This window comes from Pseudomonas sp. GW822-FHT04H02 (assembly GCF_058800645.1).
Window position 1 is genome coordinate 263,368 of sequence record NZ_JBXAMM010000006.1, and the last position, 13,516, is coordinate 276,883.

A 13,516-nucleotide genomic window follows, 5' to 3' on the forward strand; every position below is an offset into this window, starting at 1 on the left:
CCAAGCCAACACCGGTCATCGACATGCAAGCAGCCAAGCCGTTATTTGACTATCCCAAGTACTGGGCCGAATGTTTCGGGCCAGCACCATTCCTGCCCATGAGCAGGGAGGAGATGGATCAGCTCGGCTGGGATTCCTGCGACATCATCATCGTCACCGGTGATGCCTACGTCGATCACCCGTCGTTCGGCATGGCGATCATCGGCCGGCTGCTGGAGTCCCAGGGCTTTCGCGTCGGGATCATCGCCCAGCCCAACTGGCAGTCCAAAGACGACTTCATGAAGCTCGGCGAGCCGAACCTGTTCTTCGGTGTCGCTGCCGGCAACATGGACTCGATGATCAACCGCTACACCGCCGACAAGAAAATCCGCTCCGACGACGCCTACACCCCCGGTGGCCTGGCGGGCAAACGCCCGGATCGTGCGAGCCTGGTCTACAGCCAGCGCTGCAAGGAAGCCTACAAGCACGTGCCCATCGTTCTCGGCGGCATTGAAGCGTCCCTGCGCCGCATCGCCCACTACGACTACTGGCAGGACCGGGTGCGCAACTCGATCCTGATCGACGCCAGCGCCGACATCCTGCTGTACGGCAACGCCGAGCGAGCCATTGTCGAAGTGGCCCAGCGCCTGTCCTACGGTCACAAGATCGAAGACATCACCGACGTGCGCGGCACCGCCTTCATCCGCCGCGACACGCCCAAGGACTGGTACGAAGTGGACTCCACTCGTATCGACCGCCCGGGCAAGATCGACAAGATCATCAACCCCTACGTCAATACCCAGGACACCCAGGCCTGCGCCATCGAGCAGGAAAAGGGTCCGGTGGACGATCCCCAGGAAGCCAAGGTGGTGCAGATCCTTGCCAGCCCGCGCATGACCCGGGACAAGACCGTGATCCGCCTGCCGTCCATGGAGAAGGTGCGCAACGACCCGGTCCTTTACGCTCACGCCAACCGCGTGCTGCACCTGGAAACCAACCCGGGCAACGCCCGCGCCCTGGTGCAGAAACATGGCGACGTGGACGTGTGGTTCAACCCGCCGCCCATTCCCATGACCACCGAGGAAATGGACTACGTGTTCGGCATGCCTTATCAGCGCATTCCGCACCCGGCCTATGGCAAGGAAAAGATCCCGGCCTACGACATGATCCGCTTCTCGGTGAACATCATGCGCGGCTGCTTCGGCGGTTGTACTTTCTGCTCCATCACCGAGCACGAAGGGCGGATCATCCAGAACCGTTCCGAAGAGTCGATCATTCGCGAGATCGAAGAAATTCGCGACAAGGTTCCCGGCTTTACCGGGGTGATCTCCGACCTCGGCGGCCCGACCGCGAACATGTACCGCATCGCCTGCAAGAGCCCGGAAATCGAATCCGCGTGCCGCAAGCCGTCCTGCGTGTTCCCGGGCATCTGTCCGAACCTGAACACCGACCATTCGTCGCTGATCCAGCTGTATCGCAGCGCCCGTGCCTTGCCCGGGGTGAAGAAGATCCTCATCGCCTCCGGCCTGCGCTATGACCTGGCGGTGGAATCGCCGGAGTACGTCAAGGAGCTGGTGACCCACCACGTGGGCGGCTACTTGAAGATCGCCCCGGAACACACCGAGGAAGGTCCGCTCAATCAGATGATGAAGCCGGGCATTGGCACCTACGACCGCTTCAAGCGGATGTTCGAGAAATACTCCAAGGAAGCGGGCAAGGAGCAGTACCTGATTCCGTACTTCATCGCCGCCCACCCGGGCACCACCGATGAAGACATGATGAACCTGGCCCTGTGGCTCAAGGGCAATGGCTTTCGCGCGGACCAGGTACAGGCGTTCTACCCGTCGCCGATGGCCACCGCCACGGCCATGTACCACTCGGGCAAGAACCCGCTGCGCAAGGTCACCTACAAGAGCGACGGCGTGACCATCGTCAAGAGCGAGGAGCAGCGCCGCCTGCACAAGGCGTTCCTGCGCTACCACGATCCGAAAGGCTGGCCGATGCTGCGCGAGGCTCTGCTGCGCATGGGCCGTGGCGACCTGATCGGTCCGGGCAAGAACCAGCTGATTCCGACCCACCAGCCGGCTACCGACAGCTACCAGAGTGCCCGTCGCAAGAACTCGACACCGGCCGGCAGCCACAAGGTGGCCAAGGAAACCAAGATCCTTACCCAGCACACCGGGCTGCCTCCTCGCGGCAGCGACGGCGGCAATGCCTGGGACAAGCGCGAACAGGCCAAGGCCGCAGCGTTTGCCCGCAACAAGCAGGCGGCCAAGGAGCGCGCCGATGCGGCCAAGGGCAAAGGCAAGAAGCCGACCCGCAAGCCGGTAGTGCCGCGCTAAACCCCACAAAACGCCAGCCACCGAGCTGGCGTTTTGCTTTTATGGAGATCGATTTTTTTACCGGCGGGCGAGCAACAAACGGTCAGGGCTTTGTTAAGGTTGCCGGGCTTGCATTGCCGCGATGCCTGGCTGGCTCATGGCTATCAGGCAGATTCACATCGTCAGACCAAGGATGAACCGCGTGACCAGCCCACTAGACGGAGTGATCAGGGACCTCAGCCTGACCCAGGTTCTTGCCCGCCAACGGATCGAAAGCCAGATAAACCTGCCGCGTCTGTTTGCCGCCATCGACACCGATCCCTCGATTGCCGGTGCCGGGGTGGTGTACATCGATGCCGACTTCAATGTCGTGACCCTGCGCGAATTCAGGCCAATCTGCAGCATCGTGCCCAAGCGGGTGATCTTGCGCGAGGCCAAGCGCTACATCGCGCCCCAGCAGTTCGTCGACCAGGTGAAGAACAACCCGCGCGAATCGCGGCTGGCCACTGAATCCTTCAACACCACCCTGGCCTGCACGGCCGCAGTGATCGGCTGGCTGGTGGTGTTCAGCGGCAGCATCGCCGTGCCCTTCACCGCCGGTGCCAGTGTCTGGGTGGTAGCGCTTGGGGCCTCGGCGGCGATGGCCGGCACCGCTCAGTGCGTGATTGGCGGCGCGCGGGTGATCAACGAGATCCAGGACCCGGCGGCCAACGACCGCATGGACGATGCCGAGTGGTACAACATAGTCACGCCGATTCTCGATGGCATTTCCCTGGTGGGTGTCGGCGGTTCGGCGCTGACCACGCTCAGGCTGCTCAAGGCCAGCAAGGCGGCGAACACCGGCAAAAGCTGGATGCAGTTGCTCAAGGGGCTCAACCGCCAGGAACGGGCCAAGCTGACCAAGGAACTGTTGACCCTGCGGGACCCGAGCCTGACCTCCAAGCTGCTGAAGCTGCAACAGCGTGCCGGTGCGTTGCCCAGGCGCTATTCGTCGACGCAGATCCGCCACGCCACCCTGACCCAGATGCAGGATGCTCTGGGCGCTGCCCTGAGTACCAGCGGGAGTATCAGCTCCGGCAATCTTGGCCAGGTGAAAACCCTTGCGGTGGGGCTCTACGAGGAGTTCGACGAGTGATAGATGGCGGCCGCATGAGAGACTTCCTGGTACGTTATTTCCCGACCTTCATGCTCACCGTGCTGCTGGGCTGCTTCAGTGCCTCGCTCCTGCTGTCCCTGGCCGGCACCACTTATTGGCGCGCCATGGCACCGCCCCAGCGCGACGAATACCTGCTGTTTGGCCTGTTGGTACTGATCCCGCTGCTGGTGCTGGGCAACCTGCTGATAGTGCGTGGCATTTCCCGCGCGGTATGGTTGGTGGCCGGCTACTTTGTCGCCTGCCTGCTTGGGGTGGTGCCGATGTTTCAGTATCACCCGCACCAGGGGGTGTACCTGTTCGGCGTGTTGCTGCCGCTGCTCGGGCTGTTGCTGCTCAACAGCAAGCGGCACCGGGAAATGCGCGAACGGCTGCTGCAGATCCGCCAGCAGCGCCAGCGCTTCAAGCAGCAGCGCAAGCGCGGCTGATTCGTCGCCTGCCTTCTGGCGCATTTATGTGCAATTGCCTGCACCGGGATGCATCGATTGCGCGGTTTTGGTGCTGTACTGCCCAGGGTCGCTGAACAACCCCATGGACTTGCGCGCTGGCATAAGTCTTGCGCAGGTTCTCCCACCGTTCAGGCTCGCAGGAGGCACGCCGTGTCGATTCATGTCGCATTGCACCATGTCACGCACTATCGCTACGACCGCGCCGTCGAACTGGGCCCGCAGATCGTTCGCCTGCGCCCGGCGGCCCACAGCCGCACGCGAATTCTCTCCTATGCGCTGAAGGTCCAGCCCGAGCAGCATTTCATCAATTGGCAGCAGGACCCGCAGGGCAATTACCTGGCGCGCCTGGTGTTCCCGGAAAAAACCAGCGAGCTGCGGATCGAAGTCGACCTGCTGGCGGAAATGGCGGTGTTCAACCCGTTCGATTTCTTCCTCGAGCCCTACGCCGAGCAGATTCCCTTCGCTTATGCCGCCGATGAACAGCGCGAGCTGGCGCCCTACCTGGAAACCCTGCCCCTGACGCCGAGGTTCCAGGCTTACCTGGACGCCATTTCGCGTACTCCGCTGCCGGCGGTGGATTTCCTGGTGGGCCTGAACCAGCGGTTGAGTGCCGACATCGCCTACCTGATCCGCATGGAGCCCGGGGTGCAGACTCCGGAGCAGACCCTGCTCAACGCCTCCGGCTCCTGCCGGGACTCGGCCTGGCTGCTGGTGCAATTGCTGCGCAACCTGGGGTTGGCGGCGCGCTTTGTCTCCGGCTACCTGATCCAGCTGACGGCGGACGTCAAATCCCTGGATGGCCCCTCCGGCACCGAGGTGGACTTCACCGACCTGCATGCCTGGTGCGAGGTGTACCTGCCGGGCGCCGGCTGGATCGGCCTGGATGCCACGTCCGGGCTGTTCGCCGGGGAAGGGCATATTCCCCTGGCCTGCAGCCCCGACCCCTCTTCAGCGGCGCCCATCACCGGGCTGGTGGAGCCCTGCGAATGCGAATTCAGCCATGAGATGAGTGTGGAGCGCATCTGGGAAGCGCCCCGGGTGACCAAGCCCTACACCGACGAGCAATGGCTGGCGATCCAGGCCCTGGGCCGGCAGATCGATGTCGACCTGCTGGAGGCGGATGTGCGCCTGACCATGGGTGGCGAACCGACTTTCGTCGCCATCGACGATCCCGATGGCCCGGAGTGGAACACGGCAGCCCTGGGGGCGAACAAGCGCCGCCTGGCCGGCGAGCTGTTCCAGCGCCTGCGCCAGCACTATGCACCCCAGGGCCTGGTGCACTTCGGCCAGGGCAAGTGGTACCCGGGAGAGCAACTGCCGCGCTGGTCGCTGAATTGCCACTGGCGTCGCGACGGTGTACCGGTGTGGCGCAACAACGCGCTGATTGCCGACGAGCATGAAGATTACGCCGCCGATGCGCTGTTGGCCGGACGTTTTCTGGCCAGTGTCGCCGAGCGTCTGAAGCTGCCTGCGCGTTTTGTGTTTCCCGCCTACGAGGACAATTTCTACTACCTGTGGCGCGAAGGCAGCCTGCCGCTGAATGTCAGCGCCGAGGATTCGCGGCTGGAGGATGCCCTGGAGCGGCAGCGCCTGCGCAAGGTTTTCAGCCAGGGGCTGGACAAGGTCATCGGCCAGGTCCTGCCCTTGGCCCGTACCGCCAAGGGCGACCAGTGGCAGAGCGGGCGCTGGTACCTGCGCGATAACCATTGCCGGCTGGTACCGGGTGATTCGCCCCTGGGCTATCGCTTGCCCCTGGCGTCCCAGCCATGGGTGACGGCGGCGGAGTATCCGTTCATTCACGCCACCGATCCGAACCAGGATTTTCCCGAACTGGCGGGCGCGGCTCAGCTGGCAGCGATTGATGAGCCGGCAGTGGCGGACGAGCGGGTGCCCCAGGTGGACGAGTCCGCCGGCTGGCTGACCCGTACCGCGCTCTGCGCCGAGGCGCGCGAGGGGCGGTTGTACCTGTTCATGCCGCCCCTGGAGCGTCTGGAGGATTACCTGCAACTGGTCAGCGTGATCGAGGCCACGGCCGAGGAGCTGCGCTGCCCGGTCTTGCTGGAGGGCTACGAGCCGCCGGCGGACCCTCGCTTGTGCAACTTCCGGGTGACCCCGGACCCGGGGGTGATTGAAGTCAACGTGCAGCCCTCGGTCAGTTGGGACGAGTTGGTGGAGCGCACCGAGTTTCTCTATGAGCAGGCCCGGCAGACGCGCCTGACCAGCGAAAAGTTCATGATCGATGGGCGCCACACCGGCACCGGTGGCGGCAACCATTTTGTCCTTGGCGGAGCCACCCCGGCCGACTCGCCGTTCCTGCGGCGCCCCGACCTGCTGCGCAGCCTGATCAGTTACTGGCACAACCACCCGTCGCTGTCCTACCTGTTTTCCGGGTTGTTCATCGGCCCCACGTCCCAGGCACCGAGGGTCGACGAGGCACGCAATGACGCGCTGTACGAGCTGGAGATTGCCTTCGCGCAGATGCCGGCTCCCGGCCAGGAGTGCGCGCCCTGGTTGGTGGACCGCCTGCTGCGCAACCTGTTGATCGATGTCACCGGCAACACCCATCGCGCCGAGTTCTGCATCGATAAGCTGTATTCGCCGGATGGCGCCACCGGGCGCCTTGGCCTGCTGGAGCTGCGGGCCTTTGAAATGCCGCCCCATGCGCGCATGAGCCTGGCCCAGCAGTTGCTGCTGCGGGCGCTGGTGGCGCGCTTCTGGCGCGAGCCTTACGCGCCGGCCCGGTTGGCGCGCTGGGGCACCGAACTGCACGATCGTTTTCTGTTGCCGCACTTTATCGAACAGGATTTCGCTGATGTATTGGTGGAGCTGAATGCCGCCGGCTACCCGCTGCGGGCCGAATGGTTTGCCGCGCACCTGGAGTTCCGCTTTCCCAAGGTCGGCGATTACGCCGTCAGTGGCATCGAGCTGGAACTGCGCCAGGCCCTGGAGCCCTGGCATGTGCTGGGAGAGGAGGGCGCGGCGGGTGGCACGGTGCGTTATGTCGACTCTTCCCTGGAGCGCCTGCAGGTCAAGGTCGGCGGCCTGGTACCCGAGCGCCATGTGTTGACCTGCAATGGCGTGGCGCTGCCCCTGCATCCCACCGGGCGGGTCGGCGAGTTTGTCGCCGGGGTACGTTACCGCGCCTGGCAGCCGGCCAATTGCCTGCAACCCACTATCCCGGTGCATGCACCGCTGGTGTTCGACCTGCTCGATACCTGGATGCAGCGCTCCCTGGGCGGCTGCCAATACCATGTGGCCCACCCCGGCGGGCGTAATTACGACAGCCTGCCGGTGAATGCCAACGAGGCGGAAAGCCGGCGCATGGCGCGCTTCTTCCGCCTTGGCCATAGCCCGGGAAGCCTGGAGGTGCCGCCAGTGGTGATCAATGCCGAGTTGCCGCTGACCCTGGATTTGCGACGCTTCTAATCCACCTGCGACGCCTGTGAGATAGCCATATCCGGGCGTCATGGCGGTGCGTTAATCTGACTTTCCCTGCCGTCTGCCGAGTGTTCCATGCCTGACTTGCTAGACCGTTACCCGCTGACGGCGGGTACCTACCACGAGTTGCTGGATGACCAGGGCCAGGTCCGGGCGCACTGGCAGCGGCTGCTGGAACAGTTGCAGCGCAGCAGCCCCGGTCAACTGGCCCAGCGCCAGGCGCTGCTGACCCGGCAGATCCACGAGAACGGCGTCACCTACAACGTCTATGCCGACCCCAAGGGCGCCGACCGGCCCTGGGAACTGGACCTGTTGCCCCATGTGATCGCGGCGGATGAATGGCAGTTGCTGTCCACCGGAATCGCCCAGCGCGCTCGCCTGCTCAATGCCGTGCTGGCGGACCTGTATGGCCCGCAGCGGTTGATCCGCGAAGGGCTGTTGCCGGTGGAACTGGTGTTCGGCCACAACAATTTCCTCTGGCCATGCCAGGGCATCTGCCCGCCGGAACAGACCTTCCTGCACCTTTACGCCGTGGACCTGGCACGCAGCCCGGACGGGCGCTGGTGGGTCACCGCCGACCGTACCCAGGCGCCCTCCGGGGCCGGTTATGCCCTGGAGAACCGCATGAGCGTGTCCCGGGCGTTCCCCGACCTGTACCGCGACCTGCAAGTGCAGCACCTGGCCGGGTTCTTCCGCACCCTGCAGGAAACCCTGGCCCGCCAGGCACCTCGGGACAGCGAAGCGCCGCTGGTGGTGCTGCTGACGCCAGGGCGGTTCAACGAGAGTTATTTCGAGCACCTGTACCTGGCGCGACAGCTTGGCTACCCGCTGGTGGAGGGCGGCGACCTGACCGTGCGTGATGCCACGGTGTACCTCAAGACTCTCAGCGGCCTGCGCCGGGTGCACGCCATCATGCGTCGCCTGGACGACGATTTCTGCGATCCGCTGGAGTTGCGCACCGACTCGGCCCTGGGGGTTCCCGGGCTGCTGGACGCGGTGCGCCAGGGCCGGGTGCTGGTGGCCAACGCCCTGGGCAGCGGGGTGCTGGAGTCCCCCGGCCTGCTGGGCTTCCTGCCGAAGATCAGCCAGTTTCTGCTGGGCGAGGAACTGCTTCTGCCGTCCATCGCTACCTGGTGGTGCGGCGAGGCCCCGGTGCTGCAGCAGGCCCTGGAAAAACTCCCGGATCTGCTGGTCAAGCCGGCCTTCGCTTCCCAGAGCTTCACCCCGGTGCTGGGCCGCGACCTGGACCCCGAGCAACGCCGGCAATTGGCTGAGCGCATGCGGGCGCGGCCCTATGCCTATGTCGCCCAGGAATTGCCGCAACTGTCCCAGGCGCCGGTCTGGCAGGCCGAGAACGGGCAGTTGCAGCCCCGTGCCATCGGCATGCGGGTGTATGCGGTGGCCAGCGAGGACGGCTACCGGGTGCTGCCCGGAGGCCTGACCCGGGTCGCTGCCCAGGCCGGTGCCGAAGTGGTGTCGATGCAGCGCGGTGGCGCCAGCAAGGACACCTGGGTGCTCGGGGAGCGGGCGCCCAGCGGCGAGCAGTGGAAGGCCCAGCGCACCATCGGCGTGTATGACCTGGTGCGCCGCGATCCCTACCTGCCGTCGCGGGTGGTGGAAAACCTGTTCTGGTTCGGCCGTTATTGCGAGCGCTGTGACGACAGTGCGCGGCTGCTGCGGATCATGCTGGCGCGCTATGTCGATGGCGATGATCCGCAAGCCTTGCTGGCCGCGGTGGACCTGGGAGAAAGCCTGATGCTGCTGCCGGATGAGGGCGAGCTGCCCGAACGCCTGCTGGCGGCCCTGTTGGGTGAGGACTGGTCCTTCAGCCTGCGCTCCAACCTGCAACGCTTGCAGTGGGCGGCTTCCCAGGTACGCGGCAAGCTGTCCCGGGAAAACTGGCAGGCCCTGGTGGAGCTGCAGCGCGAGGCCCAGGAGCTGGACACTCCGGAGCCGGATTTCGCCGAACTGCTGGATTTTCTCAACCGCCTGGTGATGTCCCTGGCGGCGCTCTCCGGGTTCGCCCTGGACGACATGACCCGCGACGAAGGCTGGCGCTTCCTGATGATTGGCCGGCGCATCGAGCGCCTGCAGTTCCTCAGCAGCAGCCTCGCGGCCTTCCTGCGGGGCACCGCGGCCTTCGACCAGGCCGGCTTGGACTGGCTGCTGGAGCTGGGTAACAGCAGCATCACCTACCGGTCGCGCTACCTGGCGGTGGCGCAGTTGATTCCGGTCCTCGACCTGTTGCTGCTGGATGAACAGAACCCCCACGCCGTGTTGTTCCAGCTCAAGCTGGTGACCCGCACCCTCAAGCGCCTCAACGATGATTTCGGCGTGCCCCGCGAGCTGGCGCTGCCGCGGCTGGTGGAGCGCCTGGCGCATTTCGACCTGGGCTGCCTGGAGAACTCGCTGTTCGGCGAGGCCAGTGTGCGCGCCGCAGTGGAGGGCCTGGCGGACCTGCTGCAGGAGATCGCCGAGGTCAGCGGGCAGGTTTCGGACCGCCTGGCGCTGCGGCATTTCGCCCATGTGGATGATGTCAGCCAGCAAACGGTGTCGGTCTGATGAGCGCGCGCTACCAGGTGTTCCACGACACCCACTACCGCTACGACAGCCCGGTGTCCCTGGCCCAGCAACTGGCGCACCTGTGGCCCCGGGCCTGTGCCTGGCAACTGTGCAGCGAGCGGCAATTGCTGATCAGCCCCGACCCTACCAGCCGTCGTGACGAGCAGGATGTATTCGGCAACCCGCTGACCCGCCTGGCCTTCGAGCGGCCCCATGACGAATTGCTGGTCAATGCCCAGCTCAGTGTCGAGGTGCTGGAGCGGCCGGCGCTGGATTTTGCCGCGTCACTGCCCTGGGATGCCGCCCGCGGCGCCCTGACCTACAGCGGCCAGCCCTTGTCCGAGGCGTTGCTGGAAGCCTGTCGCTACCGTTTCGAATCGCCTTATGTGCATCTGAAGCAGAGTTTTGTCGAGTTCTGCGCCAGTTGCTTCGTACCGGGGCGGCCGCTGTTGCAGGGCGCCCAGGCGTTGATGGAGAAGATCTTCAGTGAGTTCACTTTCGACGCCGAAGCCACGCAGGTGGCGACGCCGCTGGTGGAAGTGCTGGAACGTCGGCGCGGGGTGTGCCAGGACTTCGCCCACCTGATGCTGGCCTGCCTGCGCTCGCGAGGGCTGGCGGCGCGCTATGTCAGTGGCTACCTGCTGACCCAGCCACCGCCGGGGCAGCCGCGGCTGATCGGCGCCGATGCTTCCCATGCCTGGGTTTCAGTGTTTTGCCCGGTGCTGGGCTGGGTGGATTTCGACCCGACCAACAACGTGCAGCCGGCGCTGGAGCACATCACCCTGGCCTGGGGCCGGGATTTTTCCGATGTGTCGCCGTTGCGTGGGGTGATTCTGGGAGGGGGCAGCCATGACCCGGATGTTCGGGTCACCGTCATGCCCCTGGCATGACACTGCCATCTCCGACCTTGCAGGAGCCGGCTTGCCAGCGATGGGGCCTGCGGATATTGCGTAGGGCTGGAGAGCGCTTTCGCTGGCCAGCCAGCTCCTACGGGGCAGGTCAGGCCTGGGGGGCCTCGGGCTCGGCGTCGTCGACGCTCACTTCACCTTCTGCATCCGGGTTCAGTGCGCTGGTTTCTTCAGCGGCGGCTTTCTTGCGTTGCAGCTTTTCCTCTTTCTTCTGTTCCTTGGCCAAGTCACGTTGACGTTTGGCGAAGGAGTAGTTGGGTTTGGCCATGGGCGATCCTCTGGGGTCGAAGGTGAGGTTGAGCGGCGCGTATTCTGCCTGTTATCGGGGCCGGGTGGTTAGCTGGGTTTGCCTTCGGCCCATTTGTCCGGGACCGTCGGTTGCCAGGCGTCCAGCGCATCCAGCAGGCCGGCCGGCGACTCGCTCATTTGCAGCATGTCACGGTGCGGGGCACGGACGAAGCCTTCGCCGACGATATGATCGAGAAAACCGCTGAGTTTTTCGTAGAAGCCATTCACTTCCAGCAGGCCGAGCGGCTTGTGGTGGTAGCCCAACTGGCCCCAGGTCCAGACTTCGAACAGTTCTTCCAGGGTTCCCAGGCCGCCGGGCAGGGCGATGAAGGCATCGCTGAGCTCGGCCATGCGCGCCTTGCGGGCGTGCATGCCGTCCACCACTTCCAGGCGGGTCAGGCCGCGATGGCCGATTTCCTTGTCCTTCAGGCTTTGCGGAATGATCCCGATGACTTCGCCCCCGGCCGCCAGGGCCGCGTCGGCGACGATGCCCATCAGCCCTACCGCGCCGCCGCCATACACCAGGGTCAGCTTGCGCTCGGCGATGGCCCGGCCCAGGGCCTGGGCGGCTTCACGATAGAGAGGGTTGGCGCCGGTGCTGGCGCCACAGAATACACAGACAGAAGTTAACGACATGCCTTACTCCGAGGTCATTGATGGCCTCAGAGTAAAGGCTCGCCGGCCTCGCTCCAAGTATTAAACCTCCCGTTGCGGGGTTTCATGGGTACCGCTGGCGCCACAGGCGTAGGCGGCGAGCAAGCTGCGAAACAGGCTGTTCAACGGCATGAGGGTGACTCCGATCAGGGACGATGGCGTGATTCTAGAAGCGTGCCATGCCGCTGGCCGGTTGATTGTCTTGATCAGGTCGATAGCAGAGAGTTGTATACAATTTTTTGATGCAAATCATAGGAACTTGCGAGAAATTCAGGCAGTCTTCCGTCCCATGGATTCAGATGGATTTTGTTAACCCTGCCTTGGAGATTCACCATGTTTGCCAAACTCGTTGCGGTATCCCTGTTGACACTGGCCAGCAGCCAACTGATGGCCGCCGAATGCAAGGTCGATGTCGACTCTACCGACCAGATGTCCTTCAACACTAAGGAAATCACCATCGACAAGAGCTGCAAGACCTTCACCGTGAACCTGACCCACTCCGGCAGCCTGCCGAAGAACGTCATGGGCCACAACTGGGTACTGAGCAAGACCGCAGACATGGCTGGCATCGCCACCGACGGCATGGCCGCCGGCATCGACAAGAGCTACCTGAAGGAAGGCGACACCCGCGTTATCGCCCACACCAAGATCATCGGTGCCGGCGAGAAAGATTCGGTGACCTTCGACGTATCGAAGCTGACCGCTGGCGAAAGCTACCAGTTCTTCTGCTCGTTCCCAGGCCACAACTCGATGATGAAAGGCGCTGTGGTCCTGAAGTAAGCATCAGGCCCGGCTGCAACAAGAAAGCGCCCCCAGGGGCGCTTTTTTTGTGTGCATCCGTAGGAGCGGGCTTGCCCGCGAAGAGGCCCTCGAGCCTCGTGCAGCACAAGCGGCCCATTCGCCGGCAAGCCGGCTCCTACAGAGCGAGGCGGGTCATGGGGCGAAGGGCATGACGCGTTTGTGATGGGTCTTGCGGTAGGTGTCGCAGATGATCTTGAAGGCTTCCTCACGTACCGGCTGGCCATGCAGGAAGGCGTCGATCTCGGCGTAGGTGACGCCGTGGGACGCTTCGTCCGGCTTGCCCGGCGACAGGTCTTCGAGGTCGGCGGTAGGGACTTTTTCCACCAGGGACTCCGGGGCGCCGAAATAGCGGGCAATGGAGCGCACCTGGTTTTTCACCAGGCCGCTCAGGGGCGCCAGGTCGCAGGCGCCGTCACCGAACTTGGTAAAGAAACCCATCACCGCTTCGGCGGCGTGGTCGGTACCTATCACCAGGCCATGGGCGGCGCCGGCGATGGTGTACTGGGCCACCATGCGCATCCGCGCCTTGGTGTTGCCGAGGACGAAATCCCGGGACACCGCGTGCTGCCCCTCGAAGGCCGCCACTTCGTTGGCCAGGGCCCTGACCGCCGGGCCGATGTTCACGGTGTGGCGTTCGTCAGGGTTGATGAAGTCCACCGAGGCCTGGGCATCGTGCTCGTCGAACTGGGTCTCATAGGGCAGGCGCACGGCAATGAAGCGGTAGCCATCGTCCCCGCTGCGTTCGCGCAATTCACGCATCGCCCGTTGGGCCAGCAGGCCGGCGGTCAGGGAGTCGACGCCGCCGCTGATACCCAGCACCAGGGACTTGAGCCCGGAATTGACCAGGCAGTCCTGGATGAAGCGGATGCGCCGGGCGATTTCTGCCTCAAGGGCGGCGTGGTCGGGAAAAGGTGCTTGGACCTTGAGCTGCTGCGCAATCTCACGCTGTACGGCTTGCATGAT

At 64.4% G+C, this 13,516-nt stretch carries 10 protein-coding genes; 7 read left to right on the forward strand and 3 right to left on the reverse strand.

The features are described from left to right. Positions 1 to 23 precede the first annotated feature (23 nt). From AC1RMG_RS25835 to AC1RMG_RS25860, 6 genes are all read left to right on the forward strand, one after another. A complete protein-coding gene (locus AC1RMG_RS25835) occupies positions 24 to 2,321 on the forward strand; it encodes a YgiQ family radical SAM protein (protein ID WP_161466576.1) in 2,298 nt (765 codons plus the stop codon). A 172-nt stretch (positions 2,322 to 2,493) separates the two neighbouring features. Beyond that, positions 2,494 to 3,435 carry an Ssp4 family T6SS effector gene (gene ssp4 / locus AC1RMG_RS25840; RefSeq protein ID WP_186355319.1) on the forward strand — a complete coding sequence of 314 codons (942 nt, stop codon included), beginning with the start codon at positions 2,494 to 2,496 and terminating at the stop codon, positions 3,433 to 3,435. Further along, positions 3,432 to 3,881: a hypothetical protein gene (locus AC1RMG_RS25845; protein WP_011058954.1), complete on the forward strand. Its 450-nt coding sequence runs from the start codon at positions 3,432 to 3,434 to the stop codon at positions 3,879 to 3,881. Before ssp4 ends, AC1RMG_RS25845 begins: the two co-directional genes overlap by 4 nt. Before the next feature lie 171 nt (positions 3,882 to 4,052). Then, positions 4,053 to 7,328: a transglutaminase family protein gene (locus AC1RMG_RS25850; RefSeq protein WP_493170546.1), complete on the forward strand. Its 3,276-nt coding sequence runs from the start codon at positions 4,053 to 4,055 to the stop codon at positions 7,326 to 7,328. A gap of 87 nt (positions 7,329 to 7,415) precedes the next feature. Beyond that, positions 7,416 to 9,902: a circularly permuted type 2 ATP-grasp protein gene (locus AC1RMG_RS25855; protein WP_493170549.1), complete on the forward strand. Its 2,487-nt coding sequence runs from the start codon at positions 7,416 to 7,418 to the stop codon at positions 9,900 to 9,902. Continuing rightward, on the forward strand, positions 9,902 to 10,792 hold the full coding sequence (locus AC1RMG_RS25860; protein WP_011058957.1) for a transglutaminase family protein: 891 nt from the start codon (positions 9,902 to 9,904) through the stop codon (positions 10,790 to 10,792). Before AC1RMG_RS25855 ends, AC1RMG_RS25860 begins: the two co-directional genes overlap by 1 nt. A gap of 109 nt (positions 10,793 to 10,901) precedes the next feature. On the opposite strand, the gene AC1RMG_RS25865 is transcribed toward AC1RMG_RS25860, so the two are convergent. Next, the gene (locus AC1RMG_RS25865; protein ID WP_011058958.1) at positions 10,902 to 11,078 is read right to left on the reverse strand and encodes a hypothetical protein; all 177 of its coding nucleotides are present in this window, start codon (positions 11,076 to 11,078) and stop codon (positions 10,902 to 10,904) included. A 68-nt stretch (positions 11,079 to 11,146) separates the two neighbouring features. After that, on the reverse strand, positions 11,147 to 11,734 hold the full coding sequence (locus tag AC1RMG_RS25870) for a cytokinin riboside 5'-monophosphate phosphoribohydrolase (RefSeq protein WP_019096143.1): 588 nt from the start codon (positions 11,732 to 11,734) through the stop codon (positions 11,147 to 11,149). A gap of 351 nt (positions 11,735 to 12,085) precedes the next feature. Between AC1RMG_RS25870 and azu the strand changes: the two genes are divergently transcribed. Beyond that, positions 12,086 to 12,532: an azurin gene (gene azu / locus AC1RMG_RS25875; RefSeq protein ID WP_011058960.1), complete on the forward strand. Its 447-nt coding sequence runs from the start codon at positions 12,086 to 12,088 to the stop codon at positions 12,530 to 12,532. Positions 12,533 to 12,685: 153 nt separating this feature from the next. On the opposite strand, the gene nadE is transcribed toward azu, so the two are convergent. After that, positions 12,686 to 13,513: an NAD(+) synthase gene (gene nadE, locus AC1RMG_RS25880; protein WP_053148788.1), complete on the reverse strand. Its 828-nt coding sequence runs from the start codon at positions 13,511 to 13,513 to the stop codon at positions 12,686 to 12,688. Positions 13,514 to 13,516: the final 3 nt, after the last annotated feature.

What these genes read in the sequence shown, in the direction of transcription:
- AC1RMG_RS25835 (WP_161466576.1), top strand. Translation starts at nt 24, where the DNA reads ATGCAAGCAGCCAAGCCGTTATTTGACTATCCCAAGTACTGGGCCGAA.
- AC1RMG_RS25860 (WP_011058957.1), top strand. Translation starts at nt 9,902, where the DNA reads ATGAGCGCGCGCTACCAGGTGTTCCACGACACCCACTACCGCTACGAC.
- AC1RMG_RS25870 (WP_019096143.1), bottom strand. Translation starts at nt 11,734, where the DNA reads ATGTCGTTAACTTCTGTCTGTGTATTCTGTGGCGCCAGCACCGGCGCC.
- ssp4 (WP_186355319.1), top strand. Translation starts at nt 2,494, where the DNA reads ATGAACCGCGTGACCAGCCCACTAGACGGAGTGATCAGGGACCTCAGC.
- nadE (WP_053148788.1), bottom strand. Translation starts at nt 13,513, where the DNA reads ATGCAAGCCGTACAGCGTGAGATTGCGCAGCAGCTCAAGGTCCAAGCA.
- azu (WP_011058960.1), top strand. Translation starts at nt 12,086, where the DNA reads ATGTTTGCCAAACTCGTTGCGGTATCCCTGTTGACACTGGCCAGCAGC.
- AC1RMG_RS25865 (WP_011058958.1), bottom strand. Translation starts at nt 11,078, where the DNA reads ATGGCCAAACCCAACTACTCCTTCGCCAAACGTCAACGTGACTTGGCC.
- AC1RMG_RS25855 (WP_493170549.1), top strand. Translation starts at nt 7,416, where the DNA reads ATGCCTGACTTGCTAGACCGTTACCCGCTGACGGCGGGTACCTACCAC.